This window comes from Bradyrhizobium lablabi, from assembly GCF_900141755.1.
GTDB lineage: Bacteria > Pseudomonadota > Alphaproteobacteria > Rhizobiales > Xanthobacteraceae > Bradyrhizobium > Bradyrhizobium lablabi_A.
This window is the reverse complement of sequence record NZ_LT670844.1, coordinates 3,667,882-3,691,976: the sequence shown is the minus strand read 5'-3', so window position 1 is coordinate 3,691,976 and position 24,095 is coordinate 3,667,882. Positions and strand designations below refer to the sequence as shown.

24 protein-coding genes are annotated in these 24,095 nt (G+C 61.9%); 13 read left to right on the top strand and 11 right to left on the bottom strand.

The annotated features are described in order from the left end of the window. Positions 1-4 precede the first annotated feature (4 nt). Positions 5-1,312, top strand: a complete 1,308-nt coding sequence (locus B5526_RS17205; RefSeq protein WP_079539820.1) for an HlyC/CorC family transporter — start codon at positions 5-7, stop codon at positions 1,310-1,312. A gap of 237 nt (positions 1,313-1,549) precedes the next feature. On the opposite strand, the gene B5526_RS17200 is transcribed toward B5526_RS17205, so the two are convergent. Further along, a complete protein-coding gene (locus tag B5526_RS17200; protein ID WP_079539818.1) occupies positions 1,550-1,819 on the bottom strand; it encodes a BolA family protein in 270 nt (89 codons plus the stop codon). 107 nt (positions 1,820-1,926) lie between these two features. On the opposite strand from B5526_RS17200, the gene B5526_RS17195 reads away from it, so the two are divergent. Further along, complete coding sequence (locus B5526_RS17195) at positions 1,927-2,583, top strand: J domain-containing protein (RefSeq protein ID WP_079539816.1); 657 nt, start codon at positions 1,927-1,929, stop codon at positions 2,581-2,583. A 142-nt stretch (positions 2,584-2,725) separates the two neighbouring features. Here the strand turns inward: B5526_RS17195 and B5526_RS17190 are convergent, their stop codons facing one another. After that, a complete protein-coding gene (locus tag B5526_RS17190; RefSeq protein ID WP_079539814.1) occupies positions 2,726-3,640 on the bottom strand; it encodes a LysR substrate-binding domain-containing protein in 915 nt (304 codons plus the stop codon). A 99-nt stretch (positions 3,641-3,739) separates the two neighbouring features. Here B5526_RS17190 and B5526_RS17185 point away from each other — a divergent pair, with 99 nt between their 5' ends. Next, positions 3,740-5,212, top strand: coding sequence for a catalase (locus B5526_RS17185; protein WP_079539812.1), 1,473 nt, complete (start codon positions 3,740-3,742; stop codon positions 5,210-5,212). A gap of 138 nt (positions 5,213-5,350) precedes the next feature. Beyond that, positions 5,351-5,557: a hypothetical protein gene (locus tag B5526_RS17180; RefSeq protein ID WP_079539810.1), complete on the top strand. Its 207-nt coding sequence runs from the start codon at positions 5,351-5,353 to the stop codon at positions 5,555-5,557. A gap of 48 nt (positions 5,558-5,605) precedes the next feature. On the opposite strand, the gene B5526_RS17175 is transcribed toward B5526_RS17180, so the two are convergent. Then, positions 5,606-6,283, bottom strand: a complete 678-nt coding sequence (locus B5526_RS17175; RefSeq protein WP_079539808.1) for a DedA family protein — start codon at positions 6,281-6,283, stop codon at positions 5,606-5,608. Between the two features lie 385 nt (positions 6,284-6,668). On the opposite strand from B5526_RS17175, the gene cobS reads away from it, so the two are divergent. The 7 genes from cobS (at position 6,669) to B5526_RS17140 (ending at position 14,931) form a co-directional block, all read left to right on the top strand. Beyond that, on the top strand, positions 6,669-7,667 hold the full coding sequence (gene cobS, locus B5526_RS17170; protein ID WP_079539806.1) for a cobaltochelatase subunit CobS: 999 nt from the start codon (positions 6,669-6,671) through the stop codon (positions 7,665-7,667). Between the two features lie 4 nt (positions 7,668-7,671). Beyond that, on the top strand, positions 7,672-8,082 hold the full coding sequence (locus tag B5526_RS17165; protein ID WP_079539804.1) for a GNAT family N-acetyltransferase: 411 nt from the start codon (positions 7,672-7,674) through the stop codon (positions 8,080-8,082). Positions 8,083-8,090: 8 nt separating this feature from the next. After that, positions 8,091-9,992, top strand: a complete 1,902-nt coding sequence (gene cobT / locus B5526_RS17160) for a cobaltochelatase subunit CobT (protein WP_079539802.1) — start codon at positions 8,091-8,093, stop codon at positions 9,990-9,992. Positions 9,993-9,995: 3 nt separating this feature from the next. Then, positions 9,996-11,072 carry an esterase-like activity of phytase family protein gene (locus B5526_RS17155; protein WP_079539800.1) on the top strand — a complete coding sequence of 359 codons (1,077 nt, stop codon included), beginning with the start codon at positions 9,996-9,998 and terminating at the stop codon, positions 11,070-11,072. Positions 11,073-11,234: 162 nt separating this feature from the next. Further along, the gene (locus tag B5526_RS17150) at positions 11,235-12,197 is read left to right on the top strand and encodes a Bug family tripartite tricarboxylate transporter substrate binding protein (RefSeq protein ID WP_079545071.1); all 963 of its coding nucleotides are present in this window, start codon (positions 11,235-11,237) and stop codon (positions 12,195-12,197) included. A gap of 242 nt (positions 12,198-12,439) precedes the next feature. Beyond that, entirely contained in the window at positions 12,440-13,552 is a 1,113-nt protein-coding gene (locus B5526_RS17145; protein ID WP_079539798.1) for an NADH:flavin oxidoreductase/NADH oxidase, read from the top strand. A gap of 278 nt (positions 13,553-13,830) precedes the next feature. Continuing rightward, positions 13,831-14,931, top strand: coding sequence for an LLM class flavin-dependent oxidoreductase (locus tag B5526_RS17140; protein ID WP_079539796.1), 1,101 nt, complete (start codon positions 13,831-13,833; stop codon positions 14,929-14,931). Between the two features lie 84 nt (positions 14,932-15,015). Here B5526_RS17140 and B5526_RS17135 read toward each other — a convergent pair whose 3' ends face one another. From B5526_RS17135 to B5526_RS17105, 7 genes are all read right to left on the bottom strand, one after another. Beyond that, positions 15,016-15,795 (bottom strand): ABC transporter ATP-binding protein, encoded by a 780-nt coding sequence (locus B5526_RS17135; RefSeq protein ID WP_079539794.1) that lies wholly within the window; start codon positions 15,793-15,795, stop codon positions 15,016-15,018. Continuing rightward, positions 15,788-16,558 (bottom strand): ABC transporter permease, encoded by a 771-nt coding sequence (locus tag B5526_RS17130; RefSeq protein WP_244562369.1) that lies wholly within the window; start codon positions 16,556-16,558, stop codon positions 15,788-15,790. Before B5526_RS17130 ends, B5526_RS17135 begins: the two co-directional genes overlap by 8 nt. Positions 16,559-16,644: 86 nt before the next feature. Next, positions 16,645-17,616 (bottom strand): ABC transporter substrate-binding protein, encoded by a 972-nt coding sequence (locus B5526_RS17125; protein ID WP_079545069.1) that lies wholly within the window; start codon positions 17,614-17,616, stop codon positions 16,645-16,647. A 250-nt stretch (positions 17,617-17,866) separates the two neighbouring features. Next, a complete protein-coding gene (locus B5526_RS17120) occupies positions 17,867-18,553 on the bottom strand; it encodes a cyclase family protein (RefSeq protein ID WP_079539792.1) in 687 nt (228 codons plus the stop codon). 140 nt (positions 18,554-18,693) lie between these two features. Continuing rightward, positions 18,694-19,131 carry a type II 3-dehydroquinate dehydratase gene (gene aroQ / locus B5526_RS17115; RefSeq protein ID WP_079539790.1) on the bottom strand — a complete coding sequence of 146 codons (438 nt, stop codon included), beginning with the start codon at positions 19,129-19,131 and terminating at the stop codon, positions 18,694-18,696. Positions 19,132-19,680: 549 nt separating this feature from the next. Next, positions 19,681-20,415 carry a hypothetical protein gene (locus tag B5526_RS17110; RefSeq protein ID WP_079539788.1) on the bottom strand — a complete coding sequence of 245 codons (735 nt, stop codon included), beginning with the start codon at positions 20,413-20,415 and terminating at the stop codon, positions 19,681-19,683. Further along, positions 20,408-20,998, bottom strand: coding sequence for a hypothetical protein (locus tag B5526_RS17105; RefSeq protein ID WP_079539786.1), 591 nt, complete (start codon positions 20,996-20,998; stop codon positions 20,408-20,410). The genes B5526_RS17110 and B5526_RS17105 overlap by 8 nt, the downstream gene beginning before the upstream one ends. Before the next feature lie 248 nt (positions 20,999-21,246). On the opposite strand from B5526_RS17105, the gene B5526_RS17100 reads away from it, so the two are divergent. After that, complete coding sequence (locus tag B5526_RS17100) at positions 21,247-22,230, top strand: hypothetical protein (protein ID WP_079539784.1); 984 nt, start codon at positions 21,247-21,249, stop codon at positions 22,228-22,230. 153 nt (positions 22,231-22,383) lie between these two features. Here the strand turns inward: B5526_RS17100 and rpmB are convergent, their stop codons facing one another. After that, a complete protein-coding gene (gene rpmB, locus B5526_RS17095) occupies positions 22,384-22,692 on the bottom strand; it encodes a 50S ribosomal protein L28 (protein WP_079539782.1) in 309 nt (102 codons plus the stop codon). A 457-nt stretch (positions 22,693-23,149) separates the two neighbouring features. Here rpmB and B5526_RS17090 point away from each other — a divergent pair, with 457 nt between their 5' ends. Further along, a complete protein-coding gene (locus B5526_RS17090) occupies positions 23,150-23,986 on the top strand; it encodes a DUF3108 domain-containing protein (RefSeq protein ID WP_433994651.1) in 837 nt (278 codons plus the stop codon). Positions 23,987-24,095: the final 109 nt, after the last annotated feature.

Genomic DNA, 24,095 nt, shown 5'->3' with positions numbered 1-24,095 from the left:
GGTCATGGACTGGTTTGCATTCTCGATTGTCATTGCCTTGCTGTTCGTCTCCGCGTTCTTCTCCGCCAGCGAGACCGCGCTGACCGGCGCCTCGCGCGCGAGCATGCTGCGATTGACCAAGCAGGGCAATCGCGAGGCCGCCGTGGTTTCCAGCCTGTTTGCGATGCGGGAGCGGATGATCGGGGCGCTGCTGCTCGGCAACAACATCGCCAATATCGGCGCCTCGGCGCTCGCGACCGGCATCTTTACCGCCTGGTTCGGCGAGGTCGGCGTGCTCTACGCCACCGCTGTCATGACGGTGCTGGTCGTGATCTTCGCCGAGGTGCTGCCGAAGACCATTGCCATCAACGCGCCGGACCGGGTGGCGCTATTGGTGGCGCGGCCGATGAAGGTGATGGTCTATCTGCTCGGGCCGCTGCTGACGGTGATCGAGGCGATCGTGCGTGTGCTGATGAAACTGCTCGGCATCAAGATCGGCGCCAACCAGCCGATCCTGTCGCCGACCGAACGGTTGCGCGGCGCGGTCGATCTGCTGCATCACGAAGGCGGCGTCGAAAAGCACGATCGCGACATGTTCGGCGGGCTGTTGGATCTGCGCGAGCTGCAGGTCTCCGATGTCATGGTTCACCGCACCGAAATGGTGATGATCAATGCCGACCTGCCGCCCGAAGAGCTGGTAGCCGAGGTGCTGGCCACCGAATACACCCGGATTCCGCTGTGGCGCGACAAGCCGGAAAACATCATCGGCGTGCTGCACGCCAAGGATTTGTTGCGCGCGATCCGCGCCTCCGACGGCGATACGTCCTCGATCGATGTCTCGACCATCGCGCTGCCGCCCTGGTTCGTGCCGGAAATGCGCCCGGTTTCCGAACAGCTGAAAGCCTTCCGCCGCCGCAAGACCCATTTCGCGCTGGTGGTCGACGAATACGGCGAAGTCGAAGGCATGGTGACGCTGGAGGACATCCTGGAAGAGATCGTCGGCGACATTTCCGACGAGCACGACGTGGTGGTGGCCGGGGTCCGCGCCCAGCCCGACGGCTCGGTCGTGGTCGACGGCTCGGTGCCGATCCGCGATCTCAACCGCGCCATGGACTGGCATCTGCCGGATGAAGAGGCGACCACGGTCGCCGGCCTCGTGATCCACGAGGCGCGCTCGATCCCGGAGCGCGGCCAGAGTTTTACCTTCCACGGCTTCCGCTTCCGCGTGCTGCGCCGCGAGCGCAACCGCATCACCGCACTGCGCATCGTGCCGGTGGCGCGCGAGGCCGAGGTCGAGGAGAAAAAGCCGAAGCGCGCGGGGACGGCGTTTTAGCTTAGTTTTCCTAAAATGAGGTGCTGGAAGCATTCAAAGCTGTCATCGTCCGCCAACGGGTCGCGCGAATGCGCGCCCGATGACAGGCTCCAGCGGACGATCCAGTACGCCGCGGCATCTCAGCTCTAGCCTCATTGCCTCGGATTACTGGATGCCCCGCCGGAGCCTGTCATCGGGCTCGCCGAAGGCGAGACCCGGTGGCGGGGCATGACGGTTAGGTAGGACGACGGTAGAATCTCAGCCTTCCCCTGGCGCCTGCGCATGAAGCGCCAAGGCGTGCACGCTTCCGGCCAGTTCCGCAGCGAGAACAACATTAATCATGCGGTGGCGCTCGACCCGGCTCTTCCCTTTGAAGGCCGGCGATACAATATAAACCCGAAAGTGCGTCTCGCCGCCGGGGCGGTGGCCGGCGTGGCCTTCATGCAGATGTGATTCGTCTTTCACCTCGAGGCTTTCCGGGGTGAAAGCTTCACGCAACTTGTTGGTGATAATGTCTTTCGTGCTCATGGCGGCGGCTTACGGCGATGACTGCGGCGCGTCAATGGCGTATCGAAGTAGAAGGTTTCGCAATGTCAAGACTTGAAGCTTTTCGTATTGCGTTGTCATAGTCAGCCATGCCGATCGATTCATCCAAATTCTTCGACTCCATCCGCATCAAGCCCAACAAGCTGAGTGCGAAGCAGCAGGCGGCCGCGCGCGAGGCGTCCGCCATGTGCGAGTGGCCGGAATGCAAGAACAAGGGGCCGCACCGCGCGCCCAAGGGCCGGACCAACGACAAGGAATACTGGCATTTCTGTTTGAACCACGTCCGCGAGTACAACCAGTCCTATAATTTCTTCCAGGGCATGAATGCCGACGCAGTCGCGCGCTACCAGAAGGACGCGCTGACGGGCCATCGTCCGACCTGGAAGATGGGCGCCAACACCTCAGCCAAAAGAGGCAAGGGCAACGCCGAAGCCGATCTTGAAGGCGCCGCCGATCCGTTCTCGATGTTCAGCGAGCTCAACGGCCGCGGCCGCTGGCGGCCTGGCCCCGGTGCGGGCACTGAAACCAAGGCGGAAACCCGAAAGGTGTTCAACGCCGAGCGCAAGGCGCTGCAGGTGATGGGGCTCGGCACGGACGCGACGCTGGAAACCGTGAAAGCCAAATACAAGGCGCTGGTGAAGCAGCACCATCCCGACGCCAATGGCGGCGACCGCTCGACGGAGGACCGCCTGATCGAGATCATCAAGGCGTATAATTATTTGAAGACGGTGGTGCGCGCGGGTTAGCTGCTCACTCTCGTCGTCCCCGCGTAAAGCGGGGACCCATACGCCGCGGCGGTTGTTTTGAGAGACGCTGTTCGACGACTTTCTTCCAACCACTAACTCCTGTGGTCATGGGTCCCTGCTTTCGCAGGGACGACGAAGAAAATCACACCCTCTCCGAATCCTTCATCTGACCCGACGTCGCCGAAATAATCAGCTTGCCGAGTTCGACAAAATGCCGCTTGCGCGGCGAGCTTCGCCGCCACGCCAGGCCCACGACGCGGCGCGGCTGCGGGTCGGTAAAGCGCATCAGTCTTATATCGTCCTGGCGGCATTCCAGCTTGATGCTCAGTTCCGGCAACAGCGTCATGCCCAGCCCATTGGCCACCATCTGGACGATGGTCGACAGATTGGACGCGCCAAAAGTGTCGATGTTGTCGACGCGGCGCAGGTTACAGAACGACAGCGCCTGATCGCGCAGGCAGTGGCCTTCTTCCAGCAGCAGCAGGCGATCCTGCTGCAACAGATCAGGCGTTGCCCGGATCCGGTTCGAGATCCGCCGCGATTTGGGCATCGCCAGCAAAAAGCGGTCGTTGAACAGTTTTATGGTTTCGACTTCCGGATTCTCCACCGGAAGCGCGAGCAACAGCAGATCGAGCCCGCCGTCGAGCAGTTCGTCGACGAGATGATGGGTCTGGGTCTCGCGCAGATGCAGATCGAGATCGGGATAGCGGTCGCGCACCAGCGGCAACAGCGCCGGCAAAACATAAGGGGCCACCGAGGGGATCACGCCCAAATGCAATGGCCCGGCCAGGATATTGCCCTGCCGGCGGGCGAAATCCACGATGTCGCGGGTTTCCGCCAGGATTTTGGTGGCACGCCGGGCGATCTCACGCCCGGCCTCGGTCAGCATGACGCCGCCCCGGCTGCGCTCCATCAACTGCACACCGAGCTCTTTTTCCAGTTCCTGAATCTGCATCGAAAGCGCCGGCTGGGTCACCGCGCATTGTTCCGCCGCCTTGCCGAAATGTTTCAAACGGGCGACGGCTTCGAAATATCTGAGTTGTTTCAGCGAGATCATAGATCAGTTTTTCTTATCTTTAACCACTATTAATACGATTGGACCTGATCGGCAACCCTCCCTAGTTTCCCGGCCTCGTCCCCCCAAAGGAGAATACCAATGAGCAAGAATCCCGTGCTGACGACATCGTCGGGCGCGCCGGTCGCCGATAACCAGAATTCCATCACCGCAGGGCCGATGGGGCCGGTCCTGATGCAGGATTTTCATCTCCTGGAAAAGCTCGCGCACCAGAATCGCGAGCGTATTCCAGAGCGTACCGTTCACGCCAAGGGCTCGGCCGCCTATGGCACGCTGACGGTCACCAACGATATCTCGAAATACACCACGGCTGCTGCGCTTTCGAAGGTCGGCAAGAAGACCGAGGCCTTCCTGCGCTTCTCGACCGTCGCCGGTGAGCGTGGTGCTGCGGATGCCGAGCGCGACGTGCGCGGCTTTGCGCTGCGCTTCTACACTGAAGAGGGCAACTGGGACATCGTCGGCAACAACACGCCGGTGTTCTTCGTGCGCGATCCCCTGAAATTCCCGGACTTCATCCACACCCAGAAGCGCCACCCGAAGACCAATCTGCGCTCGCCGACCGCGATGTGGGATTTCTGGTCGCTGTCGCCGGAAAGCCTGCACCAGGTCACCATCCTGATGTCCGACCGCGGCCTGCCGCAAAGCTACCGCAACGTCGACGGTTTTGGCTCGCACACCTATGCGTTCTTCAACGCCAAGAACGAACGCCATTGGGTCAAGTTTCACTTCAAGACCATGCAGGGCATCAAGAACTGGACCAATGCCGAGGCTGCCGAGAAGGTCGCGCACGACCGCGAGACCCATCAGCGCGACCTGTTCGAGTCGATCGAGCGCGGCGATTTCCCGAAGTGGAAGTTCTCCGTGCAGGTGATGCCGGAGAGCGATGTCGGCAAGCACTGGTACAACCCCTTCGACCTGACAAAAGTCTGGCCGCATGCGGATTATCCGCTGATCGAGGTCGGCGTTCTCGAACTGAACCGCAATCCGGAAAACTATTTCGCCGAGGTCGAGCAGGCGGCGCTGACGCCCGCCAATGTGGTGCCCGGCGTCGGCCACTCGCCGGACAAGATGCTGCAGGCGCGCATCTTCTCCTATGCCGACGCACACCGTTATCGCGTCGGCGTCAACGCCGAACAGCTCTCGGTCAACAAACCGCGCTGCCCGGTGCATCACTATCACGCCGACGGCACGATGCGGCTCGCCGGCCACCCCAACCCGGACGCCTATTACGAGCCCAACTCGATGGGCGGTCCGGTGCAGGACGTCAGCGTCAAGGAGCCGCCGCTCGCGATCTCGGGTAGTGCCGACCGCTACAACCACCGTGACGGCAATGACGATTACCGCCAGGCTGGCGACCTGTTCCGCCTGATGAGCGCCGATCAGAAGGAGCAACTGTTCGACAACATCAAGGCCGCGATGGACGGCGTGCCGGTGGAGATCGTCAAGCGCCAGGTCGCGCATTTCTATCGCGCCGATCCGGATTACGGCATCGGCGTCGCCACCCGCATGGGACTCTCCGCCAGCGATCTGCCGACCGCGCAGGCGGCGGAGTGAATAGGTTGGAGTCTGGTTCAACGTTGAACCAGACTCCAACTTTCTCTTTCTGTTTGAGCATGATCTTCGGAAAATCGGTCTGCGCTTTTCCGGATCATGCTTCAGCAAAGCATTTTCAGCTGAAAGGAATAATTGATCATGGCTGCCCCCCAAACTGCTCCGCTTTCCAACCGCGCCAACGTCGTCGATGAGATGTTCACGGAGGCCAAGATCGAGGCGCTCAACTCGAAACTGATCGAGCGCGGCATTTCCGCCGACCAGGTGATCGCGATCCTGCCGGTGGAAGCCCAGATCATGGCCAATCCGGTACCGCCGCAATTCCGGGTGCTGTACCGGACCGCATGAGTCCGCAACAAGGCGTCCCGGCTCAAGGCCGGGACGACGGAAGTATTCTCAGCCGGTCTTCTTGCGGACCGGCTCGGTCGCGGATTCGATCACGCCGCCGCCATGCCGCCGGCGGATGGTCCAGGTCGCCAGCGCGACGATCAGCGCGCCGCCGATCACCGCCAGGATCCAGACGTGCTTGGCGATCCCGGCATGATGGGGGATGCCGGCGTAGTGGTGCAACGCCGACACCGCCACCACGCCCGGCAGCACGTGGGCGGGCGCCCATAACAGGATCGCGGCGATGTTGACGGGATAAAACCGCGACGGCGGCATCCCGAGAGCGCCAGCGGTGATCGGCACAAAGGCCCTGATCGGCGGCACGAAGCGGGCAAAGAACACCGCCATTACGCCCCAGCGCTTAAAGAAAGCCTCGCTCTGCGCGATCAGGCGCGGGTAATTCGACAGCGGCCAGGAAGAGAGGATTTCGCGCTGGGCGCGATGTCCGATCCAGAACGCCGATCCGTCGCCGAGCACGGCGCCGGCTGCGGCCGCCACCAGAACCCATTCAAGCTTCAACTCGCCGCCCGGGATCAGCGCGCTTAGCGCCAGGATGATGGTCGAGCCCGGAATCACCGAACCGAACACCGGTACGGCCTCCAGCAGGGCGGCCAAGAATATCGTCATATAGGCAAGCCACGGATTTGCCGAGACGAACGCAATTAATGGATCGATGAAGGAAGTCACAAAAATCCTGGGCTGGCGTGGGGGTCCGGTTCGGCGGAGACCTAACATAACTCGCGGCGGGTGAGGGGGTTCAGAAACCTTCCTCCACGGACGCTTTCAAGATGTAGTGGCGAACACCGGAATGGGAACACCAGTCGGAGGGAATGGGGTCAAATGGCCGCAACCATCAAAGAAGCCCCGATTGTCTTCGCGAAAGCATGGCGTGATTCGCAGGGCAGCCTTCCAAAAACCGTGGCCCGTGCCTATCTTGATGATAAGGCAGCGGAACTTTGATTGGACCGCGGGCTTCTGCGAACCCTCGCTCTCTGATAGGTTCCAAGGAGCACCCATCCGTAAGCCATATCGCAAATCTGGTTTCGGGAACGCCCGGGACCTCGGAGGATTGATGACGACCGCCGCCATGACCAAAATTGAGGAGCCCGCCGGTTTGCCCGACATGAAGGTGTCGGTGCGGCAGGTATTCGGCATCGACAGCGACCTCGAGGTGCCGGCCTATTCCGAAGTCGACCCGCATGTGCCTGATGTCGATGCGGATTACCGCTTCGACCGCGCCACCACGCTGGCCATTCTCGCGGGCTTTGCCAAGAACCGCCGCGTCATGGTCACGGGCTATCACGGCACCGGCAAGTCGACCCATATCGAGCAGGTCGCCGCACGGCTGAACTGGCCCTGCGTGCGCGTCAATCTCGACAGCCATATCAGCCGTATCGATCTGGTCGGCAAGGATTCCATCGTCGTCAGGGACGGCAAGCAGGTCACCGAATTCCGCGACGGCATCCTGCCCTGGGCGCTGCAGCATAATATCGCGCTGGTGTTCGACGAGTACGATGCCGGCCGGCCCGATGTGATGTTCGTGATCCAGCGCGTGCTGGAAGTTTCGGGGCGCCTGACGCTCTTGGACCAGAACAAGGTGATCAAGCCGCATCCCTCGTTCCGGCTGTTCTCGACCGCCAATACGGTAGGCCTCGGCGATACTTCCGGGCTCTATCACGGCACCCAGCAGATCAACCAGGGCCAGATGGACCGCTGGTCGATCGTCACCACGCTGAACTATCTCGCCCATGACGAGGAAGTCGAGATCGTGCTGGCGAAGGCGCATCACTACCGGACGCAAGAGGGCCGCGACATCGTCAACAAGATGGTGCGGCTCGCCGACCTCACCCGCAACGCCTTCGCCAATGGCGATTTGTCGACGGTGATGAGCCCGCGCACGGTGATCACCTGGGCCGAGAACGCCGAGATTTTCAGCGATATCGGCTTTGCGTTCCGCGTCACCTTCCTCAACAAGTGTGACGAGCTGGAGCGGCCGTTGGTGGCCGAATTCTATCAGCGTTGCTTCAATGCGGAGCTTGCGGAATCCTCGGTGAACGTGGCCTTGAGCTGATGCGATGCCGGCAATCACCACTGAGCGCACGATTGGAAAAACCAAGCGCGCGGTGCTTGGCGGGCTGATCCGCTATAATGGCGAGAAATTGGGGAAGCAGAAATATCGCCGCTTCGCCATCTCGCTGCGTGACAACGACGCGATCGTCGGCGGCATTGTCGGCGAGGTCTGGATGACCGTCTTGTTCATCCAGTTGTTCTGGATCGAGGAGCGGTTTCGCGGCAAGGGGCACGGGACGGCGTTGATGGAAAAGATCGAGGAGGAGGCGCGGCGGTTTGGCGCCGTGCGATCCTATCTCGACACCATGAGCATCCAGGCTCCCGGATTCTACCGCGGCTGCGGCTATGAAGAGTTCGGTACACTCGACGGCTATCCCGGCGGCGTGACGCGTCACTGGTTTACGAAAGCGCTGTAAGGATTGCGATGACGACGTCGAACCAGAAATTCCGCACCGGATCCAAGGAAGCGCCGACCGAGCCGTTCAAGCGCGCGGTCACCGCGTGCCTGCGCGCGATCGCGAAAAAGCCGGAGCTTGAGGTGACGTTCGCCGCCGAGCGGCCTGGATTGGCGCCGGGCAAGGCCCGGCTGCCGGAGCCGGCGCGCAAGATGACAAGACGCGATGCCGCGATCGTGCGCGGCCACGCCGATTCGATTGCGTTAAAGCTTGCTTGCCACGATCCGAAAGTTCACCGCAAGCTGATGCCGGGCAATCCGCAGGCGCGCGGCGTGTTCGAGGCGGTCGAGCAGGCCCGCGTCGAGGCGCTCGGCTCGCGGCGGATGGCGGGCGTCGCCAAAAATCTCACCGCGATGCTCGACGATCATTTCCACCGCGGCAAGTTCGATGAGATCACCGACCGTGCCGACGCACCATTGTCGGACGCACTCGCCATGCTGGTGCGCGAGCGCCTGACCGGCCTCGCGCCGCCCGCTGCTGCGCGCAAGATGGTCGACCTGTGGCGGCCAGTGTTGGAAGACAAGATCGGCACGCGGCTCGACCGGCTGGATCGCCTGGCGGAAGATCAGGCGAAGTTCGGCGACGCCGTGCATGATCTGTTATCCGCGCTCGAACTCGGCGACGACCGCAACGCCGAAGCCGATGACGACGAGAACCAGGACGAAAACCGCGACGGCGAGAACGACCAGTCCGGCGCCGAGGGCTCGCCTGATTCCGACGCGGCGCAGGAAATGAGCGCCGACCAGGCGCAGGCCTCGACCGACGAGATGTCGGAGAGCGCGATGGAAAGCGCGCAAGCCTCGACCTCCGACACCTTCGACGACGGCGAACTCGGCGACGACGAGACGCCGGGGGAAGCGACGCGGCCGAACTCGCGTGGCGCCAACGAACCGCGCGGCCCGGAATATCACGCCTTCGCGCCGAAATTCGACGAGGTGATCGCGGCTGAGGACCTTTGCGATCACGACGAGCTGGAACGCCTGCGCTCCTATCTCGACAAGCAACTCGCGCATCTGCAGGGCATCGTGGCGCGGCTCGCCAACCGGCTGCAGCGGCGATTGATGGCCCAACAAAACCGCGCCTGGGAGTTCGATCTCGAGGAAGGCATTCTGGATCCGGCGCGGCTGTCGCGCGTGGTGACCGATCCCTATCACCCGCTGTCGTTCATGCACGAGAAAGAAGCGACCTTCCGCGATACCGTTGTGACGCTGCTTCTGGACAATTCCGGCTCGATGCGTGGGAGGCCCATCACGGTTGCCGCCACCTGCGCCGATATTCTGGCGCGCACGCTGGAACGCTGCGGCGTCAAGGTCGAGATTTTGGGCTTTACGACGCGCGCCTGGAAGGGCGGGCAGTCGCGCGAGGCGTGGCTTGCCGCCGGCAAGCCGGCCAATCCCGGGCGGCTCAACGATCTCCGCCACATCATCTACAAGGCGGCGGACGCGCCATGGCGGCGCTCGCGCAAGAATCTGGGCTTGATGATGCGCGAGGGCCTGCTCAAGGAAAACATCGACGGCGAGGCGCTCGACTGGGCGCACAAGCGGCTGCTCGGACGTTCCGAACAGCGCAAGATCCTGATGATGATTTCCGACGGCGCGCCGGTCGACGACTCGACGCTGTCGGTCAATCCCGGCAATTATCTGGAGCGCCATCTGCGCCACATCATCGAGGAGATCGAGACCCGCTCGCCGGTGGAGTTGATCGCGATCGGCATCGGTCACGACGTCACTCGTTATTATCGCCGCGCGGTCACCATCGTGGACGCCGAGGAACTCGGCGGCGCCATCACCGAAAAGCTCGCCGAATTGTTCAGCGAGACCCACGGCGCGCCGCCCGCGGCGAGCGGCCACCGGCGCAGATTGCACTCCTGAAATATGCGCGCACCCCTTGGCCGCCGCGGCTTCCTGAGATCAACGGCGGCGGGGTTGTTGTCCGCCGCGATGCCGGACATGGTGCGGGCGCAATCGGCGACCGAGCCGCCGCCAAAATCGCTGCCGCCGGATGAATTCTCGGCCGCAGCCGCAGCTCCCGTCCCGATCGAGGTCAAGGCTCGGCCGATTCCCTCTTTCGATACGCGCGACCACGCGCGCGTCCGCTTCGGCGCGCTGGAATATCGCAGCGGGCTGGTGCTGACCTCGTCCTTCCCTGGCTTTGGCGGCTTGTCGGGACTGCGGCTGGATGCCAAAGGCGAGCGCTTTATCGCGTTGAGCGATCACGGCAGCTGGTTCACCGGGCGCATCCTCTATCAGGGACGCGCGATGACCGGGCTCGACGACGTCGAGGCAGCACCGATGCTCGGGCCCGACGGCAAGCCGATCACGGCGCGCGGCTGGTTCGATTCGGAATCGATCGCGCTCGATGGCACTGTCGTTTACGTCGGGCTCGAGCGCGTCAACCAGGTGCTGCGTTTCGATTTTGCCAAGGGTTTTACCCGCGCGCGCGGCGAGGTGTTCGCGATGCCGCCGGCGGTCAAGAAGCTGCCGTTCAACAAGGGGCTGGAAGCGCTGGTATTCGTACCAAAAGGTCTTCCGCTGGCGGGCACGCTGATCGCGATGTCCGAGCGCGGCCTCGATCGTGACGGCAATCTGATCGCGTTCCTGGTCGGCGGGCCGACGCCGGGACAGTTCAGCATTCGCCGCAGCAAGAATTTCGATATCAGCGACGCCGTGCTGTTGCCCTCGGGCGATCTGTTGGTGCTCGAACGAAAATTCTCGCTGCTCTCGGGCGTCGGCATCCGCATCCGCCGCATCGCGCTCAAATCGCTGGCGCCGGGCGCCGCCGTCGACGGCCCCGCGATCTTCGAGGCGGATTTGGGCGAGGAGATCGACAATATGGAAGGCATCGACGCGCACGTCACGCCCGAAGGCGACACCGTGCTGACCATGATCTCCGACGACAATTTCTCGCCGATCCAGCGCACGCTGCTGTTGCAGTTCAAGCTGGTGGATTGAGGTTTGCGTTGCGCCGCTCCAAACTCGGTTGTCATACCCCGCGCAAGCGGGATCCAGTACGCCGTGGCTGCGCAATTTATCGCGAGTGCTCTGGAATACTGGATCACCCGCTTTCGCGGGTGATGACAACTGTAAACGTGGCCGATGACACCGGAGCTGCCGATGTGCAAATCCATCCGCCTGAGCTGCCTTCTCTCGATCCTCTTCGCCTTCGCCCCAACGCACGCCGAAACCTGGCCGTCGCGGCTGATCAAGGCGGTGATCCCGTTCGGCGCCGGCAGCGCCACCGACGTGGTGCCGCGGCTGGTGCTCGACCGGCTCGCGGCGGAACTGGGTCAGCCGATCGTGATCGAGAATCGCCCCGGCGCCGGCGGCACGCTCGGCACCGCTCAGGTTGCGAAGGCCGATCCCGACGGCTACAGCATTTTGGCCCATTCCTCCGCGCTGACGATCGCGCCCGCGATCTTTCCCAATTTGAGTTTTGACACCACGAAAGACCTGGCCTCGGTGCTGATGATCGGCTCCAGCGCCAATGTGATGGTGGTGCCTAGCTCGCGGCCGTGGAAAAACGTGCAGGATTTTGTCGCGGACGCCAAGGCAAAGCCTGGATCGATTTCGTTCGGCTCCGTCGGCATCGGCAGCGCGGTGCATATCTCGGCCGAGAAATTCCGTCTCGCCGCCGGCATCGAGGCCACGCACGTGCCCTATCGCGGCGGCTCGGAAGTGCTGGCCGACATCCTCGGCGGCCGCATCGATTTCTATTTCGCCCCGCTTGCTCTGGCGCTGCCGCTGATCCGCGAAGGCAAGGTGCACGCGCTCCTGGTCTCGACGCCGCAGCGCGCGCCCGATCTGCCCGACGTGCCGACGCCGGCGGAGGCCGGTTTGAAAAATGCCGAAAGCCTGATCTGGTTCGGCGTCTTCATGCCCTCGAAAACCCCGCGCGACATCATCGATAAATTTCATGCCGCCGGCATAAAAGTGCTGACCGAGCCCGCGATGCAGGACAGTCTGAAAAGGCTCGGCGTCGAAGCCATGCCGCTGACGCCTAAGGAGATGGACGATTTTGTCGTCCGCGAAATCGCGGCCAACGCGGAAGTGATCAAGGCCGCCGGGATCAAGCCGTAGCCATTCGTCATTGCGAGGAGCGAAGCAATCCATATCACGGCAGAGTGACTGTGGATTGCTTCGTCGCGGAGCCTGTCATCGGGCGCGCGTTCGCGCGACCCGTTGGCTCCTCGCAATGACGATAAATACCGCTTAGCTTGCGTTGGCTGCATCTTTAGCCAGCCTTTGAGGCGGTTGAGGAAAATGCAGGGCCTGATTAGATGAGCCACGACATTCCTTCCTCCCACCTGGAAAAATCCCTCATGAGCGCCCTGTTTACTCCAATAAAGCTGCGCGGCCTTGCGCTTGCCAACCGCGTCATGGTGGCGCCGATGTGCCAGTACTCGGCCGAAAACGGCGAGGCCAATGACTGGCATTTTACTCACATCAACACGCTGGCGTTGTCGGGCGCGGCGATGTTCTGCATCGAGGCCACGCATGTGGAGGCGATCGGCCGCATCACACCCGGCTGCCTCGGCCTGTGGAACGACGCCACCGAAGCGGCGCTGAAGCCGATTTTGGCTTCGGTGCGCAAACATTCCAAAACGGCAGTGGCGATGCAGATCGCCCACGCCGGCCGCAAGGGGTCGAGCCATGTGCCCTGGAACGGCGGCCAGTTGATCCCGATTTCCGAAGGCGGCTGGCAGACGGTCGCCCCCTCCGCGGTGCCGCACAAGGAGGGCGAGGCGGCGCCGCTCGCGCTTGACGCGGCGGGCCTGGCGCGCATCCGCGACGCGTTCGCTTCCGCCGCCAAGCGCGCCGACCGGCTCGGCATCGATGCCCTCGAAGTGCACGGCGCGCACGGCTATCTCTTGCACCAGTTCCTGTCGCCGATCGCCAACAAGCGCACCGACCAATATGGCGGAAGCCTGCAAAACCGCATGCGCTATCCGCTCGAAGTATTCGACGCGGTCCGTGCGGCCTTTCCCGCGGACAAGCCGATCGGCGTCAAGGTGTCGGCGACCGACTGGGTCGAGGGCGGCTGGGACCTGGCGCAGACCATCGAATTTGCCAAGGAATTGAAAAAGCGCGGCGTCGACTGGATCGATGCGTCTTCCGGCGGCGTGTCGCCGCTGCAGAAGATTCCGCTTTCGCCCGGCTATCAGGTGCCGTTCGCGCAAGCGATCAAGGAGGCGGTTGGCGTCAACACCATCGCGATCGGCTTGATCACGGAGGCAAAACAGGCCGAGGAGATCGTCGCCTCGGGGAAGGCCGACATGGTCGCGCTCGCCCGCGGCATGCTCTACGACCCGCGCTGGGGCTGGCACGCCGCCGCCGAACTCGGCGGCCAGGTACAAGCCCCGCCGCAATATTGGCGCTCGCAACCCTCGACGCAAAAGGCGCTGTTCGGGACGACGACGTTCGGGGCGCGGTAGGGAATTAGCCGTCATTGCGAGCGAAAGCGAAGCAATCCACAGCCGAACGGGCGGTATGGATTGCTTCGTCGCGGAGCCTGTCATCGGGCGCGCATTCGCGCGACCCGTTGGCTCCTCGCAATGACGGAAAGCCCGTCACAATTCAGCCGCAACCGGGGCAGGTACTTTCGTTCGCGCGCAACAAGACGCGCTTCGAAAAACTGCATAGCGTTTTCAAGCGAAGTGGGTACCGGTTCGCATAAAGAAAACGCGTCAAAACAAAAAAGTGAGGAAACCCCATGGAAATCGGATATTTCGCGATGCCCTCGCATCCGCCGGAGTGCGGGCTGAAGGAGGGCCACGATTGGGATCTGCAGGTGCTGCGCTGGCTGGATGAACTCGGCTACCAGGAAGCCTGGATCGGCGAGCATCACACCGCGCCCTGGGAACCGCATCCGGCGCCCGACCTGTTGCTGGCGCAGGCGTTTTTGCAGACCAAGAACATCCGCCTCGGCCCCGGCGGTTTCCTCTTGCCCTATCACCACCCGGCTGAACTCGCGAACCGCGTCGCCATGCTCGATCATCTCTCCGATGGCCGGTTGAATTTCGGTGTCGCAGCGTCCGGCGTGCCGACCGACTGGGCGATGTTCAATGTCGATGGCATGGCCGGCCAGAACCGCGACATGACCCGCGAGGCGCTCGAGATCATCTTGAAGATGTGGACCGATGATGCGCCGTGGACCTACCAGGGCAAATTCTGGACCGTGACCAAGCCGGATACCATGTTCGATTTCCTGAAACCTCACCTCATGCCGAAGCAGGCGCCGCATCCGCCGATCGGCGTCGCCGGCCTGAGCAAGAACTCCGACACGCTGAAGCTCGCCGGCGAGCGCGGCTTCATTCCGATGAGTCTCAACCTCAACCCGGCCTATGTCGGAAGCCACTGGGATTCGGTCGAGATCGGCGCCGCCAAGACCGGGCGCAAGCCGAGCCGGCAGGACTGGCGCCTGGTGCGCGAGGTGTTCGTCGCCGATACCGACGAGGAGGCCTGGAAGCTCTCCTCTGGCGACATGATGGGCCGGATGATGGGCGAATATTTTTTGCCCCTGCTCGGCCATTTCGGCTTCAAGGACTGTCTGAAGCACGCGCCGGATGTTCCGGACTCTGACGTCACCGTCGACTATTGCGCCCGCCACAACTGGGTTGTCGGCTCGCCTTCGACGGTCGCCGAAAAGATCGAGACCATCTACCGCGAGGTCGGCGGTTTTGGGGTGCTGCTGGTGTTCGGTTTTGATTACAAGCACAAGCCGGAGGCCTGGCATCATTCGCTGACGCTGTTGAAGCAGGAAGTGCTGCCGCGGCTGAAACATCTGGGCACGGAGCTCGGCCGCGCGGCGTAAGGTTACGGTGGGGTGGTGGCGCGGGACGGCGTTTGGGGACGCCGTCCCGCGTTTCGTTTGCTCCAACGCTAAGCTCACGGCCAATCACCCCGCCTTGCGCCCGTGATGGCTGTGCAATTGCGACGACAGCATCCGCCGCCATTCGTTGAATTCGGAGCTTGCGATATCGCGCGGCCTTGGCAGATCGATCGAATATTCATTGTCGATGCGGCCGGGGCCGGGCGACATCACGACGACGCGGTCGGCGAGAAAAATCGCTTCCTCGATCGAGTGGGTGACGAACAGGACCGTCAGCCCGGTGCGTGACCAGATCTCGACCAACTCGTCCTGCAGCCGTTCGCGCGTCATGGCGTCGAGCGCGCCGAATGGTTCATCCATCAGCACCAGCTCGGCATCGTTCGCCAGCACGCGGGCAATCGCAACGCGCTGCTTCATGCCGCCGGAAAGCTGGTGCGGATAAACGTCGGCGAAACGTTGTAGTCCCACGAGATCGATGAAATGCGCGACCGTGTCGCGGATTTCGCTTTTTGCACGCCCGCGCGATTTCGGACCGAAGCCGATATTGTCGCGGACATTGAGCCAGGGAAACAGGCCGTAATCCTGAAACACCATGCCGCGGCTCGGCCCGGGCCCGGTGATCTCTGTGCCCCACATCAGGACGTCGCCCTGGGTCGCAGCCTCAAAGCCCGCAGCGAGCCGCAGCAATGTGGACTTGCCGCAGCCGGAGGCGCCGATCAGGCAGATGAACTCGCCTTTTTTCACGCGCAGATTGGCGCCGCGCAGCGCCTCGATGGCGCGCCCGGCTTGCGAAAAAATCTTGCCGACGTTTTTCATCTCCAGGATCGGCGCGGTTGCTTCAGCCATGCGACGGACTCCAGGCCAGCAGCCGCCGTCCGATCAGCATCACCAGCCGGTCGGACAGAAAGCCGACGGTGCCGATCACGATCATGCCGGAAATCACGATTTCGGTGCGCGAGAGCTGGCGCGCTTCCATGATGATGGCGCCCAATCCTGTCTGCACGCCGGTCATCTCGCCGACCACGATCACGACCCACGCAAAGCCTAGGCCAAGCCGCATGCCGGTGAAGATCGACGGCAGCGCCGCCGGCAGCACGACGCGAAAGAACTGCGCCGAGCCGGAGCAACCGAGCATCGAGGCCGCCTCGAACAATCGCGGCTCGACCGAGCGGACGCCGAAGATCGTATTGACCAGGATCGGATAGAACGCGCCGAGAAACACCAGAAAGAACGCCGAGCGCGGGCCCAAGCCAAAAATGATCATCGCGAGCGGCAGCCAGGCGGTGACCGGGACCGGGCGCAGGATCTGGATGGTCGGGTCGATCAATTGCCGGATCAGCGGCACCCGCCCGATCAGCATGCCCAGCGGCAGCGCCACCATCAGCGCCAACGCGAACCCGCCATAGACGCGGCTGACGGAGGCGAGCAGGTGGATATGCAGGGTCTTGCTGTAGGCATCGTCATTGATGCCGCCGAAGGCGAGATCCCACAATTCCAGCCACACATCGTGCGGCGGCGGGATCAGGCTCGCCGGCCGCGCCACCGTCGCGAAATGCCACATCGCGAGCAGCGCTGCGGGAAAGGCGATCGCGAGCAACAATGGCCGCAACCGCGGCCACCATGTCGCGGCCCAGGAAGTCTCGCGCGCCGATGCGGTGCCGTCGTCCTCGCTCGGCGACGTCAGCGTGGTCACGGTCAGGTCGGTTTCACCGCATCGACAAAACTGGTGTCGATGAAGGTCGCGAAATCCGGCAGGCGCTTTATCTGTTTCAGCGCCAGCATGTGATCGGCGTAAATCTTCGATTGCTCGATCTGGGTCGCGCCGAGCCGCCAGGTCAGTTCGACATTGGGCACGGAGGCTTCGATCGCTTCCTTCTTCTGCCCGAGCTTGCTGGAGGCCATCGCGACCATGGCGTCCTTGTTGGTGGCGGCGAAATCGGTCGCGCGCTGGTGAATGCCGAGCATCACGCGGACGAGGTCCGGCTTCTCGGTGATGATGTCGCGATGGGTGCCGAACACCATGTTGAGCGAGCCCATCGCGGTCGAATAGGGATATTCGACCAGCGTGCCGATGCCGGATGAAAGCGACACGCCGGGGCCCGGCTCGGCGCCGACATAGGCGTCGATGTCGCCGCGCGACAGCGCGATATGCATTTCGCTGAAGGAGACGCGCACCGGCTCGACGTCCTTGATGGTCATGCCTTCCATGCGCAGCCGCTCCAGGAAAAACACCTCTTGCGTCGTCCCCGGAAACACCGCGACGCGCTTGCCTTTGAGGTCCTTGATCGTGGCGATGCCTTCGCCCTTTTTGGCGATGATCGCCATGCCGCGATTGCAGGTCGAGGCGATCACCACGACCGGCTCGCCGGCGGCGGCGCCCAGCACGGCGGCGGCAATGCCGAACGCGCCGAAATCGACGGATTTTGTCACCACCGCATTCTTGCATTCGGTCGGCGTCTCGAACGGCAGCACTTCGATATTATAGCCTGCGGGCACGAACTGATCGTAGAAATAGGGCGCGATCGAATGGATCAGTTTGAGCGCGCCGGCGCGGATCAGGATCGGCTCGCCCTCCGCGCGCACGATCGAAGGCGCGGCGATGAGGCCGGCGCCAAGGCTAGCGCCAAGTCCGGCGATGAATTCACGGCGGCGTATTTTAGCAGTCATGGACGCGGCTCCCTTGGTTGCCGCGAAAAATGCAACAAACATGCCAATAAGGCGTCATCAACGCGCTTTTGATCGGCTCGCTCAGTCCCCATACCGCTGTCATCGCCCGGCTTGACCGGGCGATCCAGTATTCCGGAGACGGCAATGATTGATCGAGAAGCCGCGGCGTACTGGATACCCCGCTTTGCTGGGTATGACACCGAGGGTGTTGAAGCCCGGGAAGCCGCCTCACATTCCAAAGATCCACCCCTCACATCCCGAACACCGCGACCGCGCGGATCGGGGAGCCCGTGCCCTCGCGCATTTTCAGCGGCAGGCCGATGAAGGTGAAGGGGCCCTGGCCTAACAGCGCTTCCAGATTGCACAGGCTTTCGATGTGGGTGATGTCGAGCTCGCCGCAGGCCTTGTGGACCAGCGAATTCACTTTGCCCTCGGGCCCCAGCCGCATCGAATCGATGCCGAAATGCACGACGCCCTGGGCGGCCAGCCACTCGGTGGCCGCGACATTCACGCCGGAATTTTCGCTGGCATATTCTTTCCGCGGAAAGGTGCGCGCGTGATGGCCGGTGCACAACAACACTGTGCCGCGCTTCGGCACGGTGACGCCGGCTTGCTTCACCGCCGCCTCGAGATCGGAAGGCGTGATCTCGGCTCGCGGCGCGATGTGGCGGAGATCAAGGCAGATGCCCGGCACGATGCAGTTTTCCAGCGGATATTCGTTGATCGGCTGGCCACCCTTGTTGAAATGCCTGAACGCATCGATATGGGTGCCGGCATGGTCGGGCATCGAGATGTACATCGAGGACAGCCCATGCACATTGCCGGACGCGACAAAGGACTCTTCGTGCGTGGTCCAGACGCCGTGGATGATGGGCGGATGGCCCGGATAGGTCGGGGTCTTGTGATAAAGCTCGCGGCTGAGATCGACGATTTTCACGGGTGGGGTCTCCGGGGGATTGGGTTACGCAATTCGAAATACAACAAAGACCGTCATTGCGAGGAGCGCAGCGGACGAAGCAATCCATCTATCCCGATGCGGCGCTGTGGATTGCTTCGCTGCGCTCGCAATGACGAGGGCTACTTCTTCCCCATCTGCGGCAGCGCGTGGATCGCGGCGATATAGCCTTGCGGGCCCAGGCCGCAGATCACGGCGGTCGCGGCGTGCGATATCTTCGAATGCCGGTGATATTCGTCGCGGGCGTGGATGTTGGAGATGTGCACCTCGATCACCGGCCCCTCGAACGCCTTGATCGCATCGACGATCGCGATCGAGGTAAAGGAATAGCCGGCCGGATTGATGATGATGGCATCCGCGCTCTTGCGCGCCTCCTGGATCAGGTCGACCAGCTCCCCCTCGTGGTTCGACTGGTGAAAGGCGAGCGTAAGCCCGAGCTGCCCCGCCACCTTCTCGCAGTTCTCCTTGATCTGCGCCAAGGTCGTGTTGCCGTAAATATGCGGCTCCCGCACGCCGAGCAGATTGAGGTTCGGACCGTTCAGGATCATCACTCGTTTCATGGTGTTTCCTCTTTTTTAATCGGGGCCGGTGAGGCAGCGTATCCCGGATGGTGCGAAGCGCAATCCGGGATTGCAGGTCCGCCGGGCCCGGATTTCGCATTGCGCCGGGCTGCGGCCCCTCCACGTCATTGCGAGCGAAGCGAAGCAATCCAGCTTTGCATCCGCGGTGAGAAAGCTGGATTGCTTCGTCGCGTCGCTCCTCGCAATGACGTGGAGGGGCCGATGCGTAATCTCTTTTCAGGAAAACAACCCGTCATTAGACAGACAAAATTTCGCAATCTCGCCGCGCGTTGCGCCCGAGTTTTGCTGTTATTTCCCGCCCTCCGCTAACAGAGGGCGCAGGGAATGCCGGGCGCCCGATGCGCCCGATAGCCGCGTGTGCAATGATAGTGGTAGAACGCACACGCGTTAGTCAGGTCACACCGGAATCACCCAGCATTCCCCACGCAATGGTTTACGGCTTATTTCGTGCTCTCCCCGGTGACCGGGCTTTCTTGCCACCGTCGCCAGCAGAGTTACCTCCGCCAACTTGACACCAGCGTCGGGGTGTCAGGACCACACGACTTCGCCGTCCGCCTCAGCGCCGTTCGTTATCGGCGCATCCGCGTCCACCGCATCCCGCCTCGCGTCCGTGACGATCGCGAACCGCCCCTCCAGTGAGGCGGGACGGTGAATCATATAGCTTGATTTGTATTTCGGAAAAACAGAAATATTTTTGCGTAGGGGGCTGGACAGGAAATTGGTGATTTGCCCGTCGGGCAATTGCGCGGCTGGGGTCGTGGCGAGGTTAGAGGGTACCGAAGTCTTGTAGGGCGTCGCCAACGCGACGGAGCAGTAAATTCCGAGCAGTGCCTGGCATGTCTGGTCGGTCTCTTCGACAAACCGATAGTCCATCGCTCGGATACGTGCCTTGGCTGCGTGAAAGGCGTCACGGAAAGCGGGCACTTCCATTAACCCCGCACGGCTTGCCGCACCCGGGCGATAGGACGCGGTGATTGACCCGGTCGCTTCCCGCGCAAGCTGGAATGCAAATGCGGCCTGCTTGTAGGTTGCGCCGGGCAGGCAATGGCGGCCATGACGCTTGCGAAGTGTATTGGATCGGCCGACACAGAGATGCTTCGTTCCTTCGCTAAAAAGGTACACGCCCGACATCGGCATATCCCTTGGAAGTGCGCCTGCCTTTACGGGAGGCCGTACAAGCAAATCCGCAAGCTTGGGTGCGAGCGATTCAACAAACCTAGCGAATTTAGGATCCATGCAATGCTCCCCGTCGATATCAATCATCTAGGCCGAGCTGCCCGCCGATGGGGAATGGGGGTTGCGACGCTGGCTCGAACGCTGTGACGGACAAGAATTCATCGGCGAATTCGTGGCGCGTCACGACGCGGGAAGCATGGCTCAGAGGATCAATACTGATCCATCCTACTCGCCCCGTCTCTGGCTCCCAAGAGTTTGTCGGATAGTGAACGGGAGGAGCTTCCTTACGATCGGTTCGCTTCACTTCGTGCTTAGCGAGCGGCATTCGTAGAACTTCCAACTGCCAGAACAAATTACGCATCGCTTCGAAGTGATGCGTCCTCGCGTCCTTGATGACGCGCACGACCTCATAGAGGCCGAATACCCAGAGTACCGAATGGGAAGAGCATTCCGAGAGCAAACGATCACGCGCGTTGCGAGGTCCCGGGCTGGCGGTCATCTCGGCAAGCCGTTCCTCCATTTCCAGGAGCATTCGTTCGGCATAGCCCAGCCCTTGCACGGCCAACGGGACATAGGGGCGTTCATTGATTCCGAGCCATAGGCTGCTGTTGACCCACAGCTTTTTGCGCTGGCGGTAGTCTCTTGGCACGGGATCAACGGCAAGGGCCATAATAATCTCACGAGTATAATGGCGGATTTGGAATTCTAGCCCGCCGAATCGCGCATTAAGGCAGAATGCAACCTAGGACGATGGCGCAGCGTCGGTGCCTTCCCGAGTGACTTAAAATGGATGTGTGGAGTCCTATACTTATTCTACCTAACCTTGATATGAGGGGCGCTGTCGAATGCGACTTTGCTGCTATCGTATCGCCGACCGACGCCCGGGTTCAGACACTTCGGGCCGATCATCCTGAACTAATGACCTTCCTTTCGAAGTTTTCCGGCCAGTTCAAAGAACGGGTATGGCCATCCCTCCTGTTGATCAAGGATGACGCACCCCCGTCATATCGCACCGCCGAAGCTGTCACCGCTTTCCGCGATATCGTTTCCGTTTCGATTGTCCCTTATGCACGATCGTCGCGATTACGCTACCAGCGCGCCAATGGGTTGGCGTTTTCTAACGCTTTCCAGTTCTACCCTTGGATGATCGACAGGAGCTATGAAGGCATCCACATGGTCAATCCCGCAGTGTCACACGGCCATGTGTTGGAAGAATTCAAGGGGCAGTGCTTCCCGGAACAACCGCAGGCCACGATCAATGAGCCTGACATTGACGAGCCTTTGGCGCGTGAGCTTCTGAATCGTTGGGTGATTCGCTTCTCCGACGATCAACCGAAATGGAAGGATAAGGCGCTGTTCCGGGCGCTGAATATGGCGAATGAGGCCGGACGTATCCCTGCAATGACCGCCGCTGTTTTCTACGACACCGGCCGCTCGCTGGCCCTTTGGGTGAGTGCTTTCGAAATCGTCGCGCATCCGGGCAGCACAGGCCAATCGGACTTCGGTACGGTCTCCGCGTTACTCGAGTCCGTCAAATGGCTCAATCAGAAGCTTGCGGAGCCGGCTCACACGATCCTTGGCAAGGCGCCCCAACAAAAGCAACTCGCTACCTGGATCTGCCGAAAGGTTTACGATCTCCGTAATGATTTCCTGCATGGCAACGACGTGGAGGGCAACGCCCTCATGCTAAATCAGAATCCGATCATCGATTATGCGGCGTGTTTGTTCCGCCTCGTGCTGACGGGTTTCCTAGGACTCGAATTCACCGTTCCAAGTCCCAAGACGAGAGAGAGTGAGGCCATCGCAAGATTCATCAACCAGCGCTCCTATTTCAATCGCTTTCAACGCGCCTACGAAGAGGCGCTGCTTACCGCCGTCGAGGTACAGATGCGTCGACGCTAAAGATTTAGGGTACGAAACGAAGGTCCGCTTTGATCAAAGGCAGACACGGACCTGCAGAAGTCTTTTGTTGATTATCCCGTACTTTCCAAAAAACAGCCGGGTCTTTCGACCCGGCCAATCAATTCCGAAAAGTGCTGACGCTATTCGACGCCCTCAGCCCGCCTTCTTCTCCGGCGCCGCCGCAGCCACCTTCTTCTCGATCGCCCGCTTCAAATCCAGCGCGCGCGGCGACAAGACGTCCGCCTTCGCCTTGATCAAAAACGCATCGAGGCCGCCGCGGTGGTCGACGCTCTTGATGGCGTTGGTCGAGACGCGCAGGCGGACGTTGCGGCCGAGCGCGTCCGAGATGAAGGTGACGTTGCACAGGTTCGGCAGGAAGCGCCGCTTGGTCTTGATATTGGAGTGGCTGACCTTGTGGCCCACTTGCGGGCCCTTGGCCGTCAGTTCGCAGCGCCGCGACATCGCAATAAATCCTCTGCCATCCCCGGCCTGTTCGGTCCCTCGGGGGTTGAAAAATCTCGTCCATTTTCAGGAACCGGGGACGTATAGGGGCTGAGCGCCGGGGCGTCAAGGTTTTGGGATGAGAGCCCTTTCCGGCTTTGCCGAAAAAGGCTCTCAATTCTTTGTTTTGCGCGTATTCTGATCGCAAAACCGGTTCCCAGTTTTGCGGAATACGCGCGCCAAGACCTCGCAAAAAGCTGATTTTGCGAGCGTTCCCTGTGATTTGGCCATCATATAAACGGCGCATTCGCCGCCGAATTATAAGTTCCGGCGCGGGCCATTAGTGGATTTTCCCAAAAAGCGCGCCGGTCCGTTGTTTGCCGGCCCTTTTTGCTTAAATAACATATCGATCGCGCGTGAAGCAGGACTACCCCTGGTGATTACCGACAAGACGATTTCGCCCCGGACCGCGCTGTCGGTGCTGCGGGTGTTCGCCGCCCTTTGCGCCGGCACTTGGGTGCTCTTGGCCTCGCTCTTGGCCTCGCCCGCGGCGTTCGCGCAAGGTAGGCTGGAGGCGCAATATGAGGCGACATTGGCCGGCATTCCCGTCGGCAAGGGCGCCTGGACCATCGACATCTCGGACGATCAGTTTTCGGCGTCCGCCTTCGGCGGCACCTCGGGACTTCTGAAGACGTTTGCCTCCGGCTCCGGCACGGGCGCCGCGCAAGGCCGCGTCGTCAACGGGTTTCCGGTAGCGACCAATTATTCAGCGTCCACCACGACCTCGAAGAAAACCGAAGCCATTCACATGGTTTTGGCCAACGGCACGGTGAAGGAATACGGTATCGAGCCGGATCCGCCGGTCGATCCGGATAGGATTCCCGTAACCGAGGCGCATCGCCGCGGCGTCTTCGATCCGATGACGGGATCGATGCTGCGGGTGCCCGGCACGTCAGATCCGCTCTCGCCCGAAGCCTGCCGCACGGGAGCTGCGATCTTCGACGGCCGCATGCGGTATGATTTAAAGCTCGACTTCAAGCGGATGGAAACCGTGAAGGCCGAGAAGGGCTATCGCGGCCCGGTCGTGGTTTGCGCGGTGTATTTCTCGCCGGTCTCGGGATACATCCCCGACCGCGCGGTGATCAAATATCTCACCGCCCAGCGCAACATCGAGATCGCCTTCGCACCCGTCGCCGGAACCCGCCTTCTGGTGCCGTTCCGGATGATCATCCCGACCCCGCTCGGCACCGCCATGCTGGAGGCGACCCAGTTCGTCACGCAGGCGACGCCGCCGCGGGTGGCGAAGACGAATTGACGTTTTGCGTAAGAGCCTGGCGACAACTCTATCGCTCCCTCCCCCCTTGCGGGGGAGGGTTGGGGAGAGGGGTGGCCGCATCGGGACTGCCCGTGTGGCCCCCCTTCCC

What these genes read in the sequence shown, in the direction of transcription:
- B5526_RS17105 (WP_079539786.1), bottom strand. Translation starts at nt 20,998, where the DNA reads ATGGCCCTTGCCGTTGATCCCGTGCCAAGAGACTACCGCCAGCGCAAA.
- B5526_RS17110 (WP_079539788.1), bottom strand. Translation starts at nt 20,415, where the DNA reads ATGATTGATATCGACGGGGAGCATTGCATGGATCCTAAATTCGCTAGG.
- cobS (WP_079539806.1), top strand. Translation starts at nt 6,669, where the DNA reads ATGACGACCGCCGCCATGACCAAAATTGAGGAGCCCGCCGGTTTGCCC.
- rpmB (WP_079539782.1), bottom strand. Translation starts at nt 22,692, where the DNA reads ATGTCGCGGCGCTGCGAACTGACGGCCAAGGGCCCGCAAGTGGGCCAC.
- B5526_RS17195 (WP_079539816.1), top strand. Translation starts at nt 1,927, where the DNA reads ATGCCGATCGATTCATCCAAATTCTTCGACTCCATCCGCATCAAGCCC.
- B5526_RS17135 (WP_079539794.1), bottom strand. Translation starts at nt 15,795, where the DNA reads ATGGCTGAAGCAACCGCGCCGATCCTGGAGATGAAAAACGTCGGCAAG.
- B5526_RS17190 (WP_079539814.1), bottom strand. Translation starts at nt 3,640, where the DNA reads ATGATCTCGCTGAAACAACTCAGATATTTCGAAGCCGTCGCCCGTTTG.
- B5526_RS17125 (WP_079545069.1), bottom strand. Translation starts at nt 17,616, where the DNA reads ATGACTGCTAAAATACGCCGCCGTGAATTCATCGCCGGACTTGGCGCT.
- B5526_RS17185 (WP_079539812.1), top strand. Translation starts at nt 3,740, where the DNA reads ATGAGCAAGAATCCCGTGCTGACGACATCGTCGGGCGCGCCGGTCGCC.
- B5526_RS17140 (WP_079539796.1), top strand. Translation starts at nt 13,831, where the DNA reads ATGGAAATCGGATATTTCGCGATGCCCTCGCATCCGCCGGAGTGCGGG.
- B5526_RS17200 (WP_079539818.1), bottom strand. Translation starts at nt 1,819, where the DNA reads ATGAGCACGAAAGACATTATCACCAACAAGTTGCGTGAAGCTTTCACC.
- cobT (WP_079539802.1), top strand. Translation starts at nt 8,091, where the DNA reads ATGACGACGTCGAACCAGAAATTCCGCACCGGATCCAAGGAAGCGCCG.
- B5526_RS17155 (WP_079539800.1), top strand. Translation starts at nt 9,996, where the DNA reads ATGCGCGCACCCCTTGGCCGCCGCGGCTTCCTGAGATCAACGGCGGCG.
- B5526_RS17165 (WP_079539804.1), top strand. Translation starts at nt 7,672, where the DNA reads ATGCCGGCAATCACCACTGAGCGCACGATTGGAAAAACCAAGCGCGCG.
- B5526_RS17145 (WP_079539798.1), top strand. Translation starts at nt 12,440, where the DNA reads ATGAGCGCCCTGTTTACTCCAATAAAGCTGCGCGGCCTTGCGCTTGCC.
- aroQ (WP_079539790.1), bottom strand. Translation starts at nt 19,131, where the DNA reads ATGAAACGAGTGATGATCCTGAACGGTCCGAACCTCAATCTGCTCGGC.
- B5526_RS17100 (WP_079539784.1), top strand. Translation starts at nt 21,247, where the DNA reads ATGACCTTCCTTTCGAAGTTTTCCGGCCAGTTCAAAGAACGGGTATGG.
- B5526_RS17150 (WP_079545071.1), top strand. Translation starts at nt 11,235, where the DNA reads ATGTGCAAATCCATCCGCCTGAGCTGCCTTCTCTCGATCCTCTTCGCC.
- B5526_RS17180 (WP_079539810.1), top strand. Translation starts at nt 5,351, where the DNA reads ATGGCTGCCCCCCAAACTGCTCCGCTTTCCAACCGCGCCAACGTCGTC.
- B5526_RS17205 (WP_079539820.1), top strand. Translation starts at nt 5, where the DNA reads ATGGACTGGTTTGCATTCTCGATTGTCATTGCCTTGCTGTTCGTCTCC.